This is a genomic window from Streptomyces sp. NRRL S-646 (assembly GCF_000720765.1).
GTDB lineage: Bacteria > Actinomycetota > Actinomycetes > Streptomycetales > Streptomycetaceae > Streptomyces.
In genome coordinates this window covers 1-250 of the sequence record NZ_JODC01000139.1, presented here as the reverse complement: position 1 = coordinate 250, position 250 = coordinate 1, and the positions used below count along the sequence as shown (strand labels likewise).

The following is a 250-nucleotide window of genomic DNA, read 5'->3' as shown; positions in this document are numbered from 1 at the left end:
GAAGACCGAATTGAGCAGGATGCGCGCGGCCGGGTTCAGGCCGAAGGAGATGTTCGACAGGCCCAGCGTGGTCTGCACGTCCGGGTGGCGGCGCTTGAGCTCGCGGATCGCCTCGATGGTGGCGATGCCGTCCTTGCGGGACTCCTCCTGACCGGTACAGATGGTGAAGGTCAGGGTGTCGATGAGGATGTCCGACTCGTGGATGCCCCAGGTGCCGGTCAGGTCGCCGATCAGCCGCTCGGCGATCTCG

1 protein-coding gene is annotated in these 250 nt (G+C 66.0%); it reads right to left on the bottom strand.

Annotated features, from left to right (window positions below; genetic code table 11):
* Positions 1-250 (bottom strand): dihydropteroate synthase (locus tag IH68_RS51515; protein WP_037886822.1); only part of this gene is annotated, 250 nt, incomplete at both ends.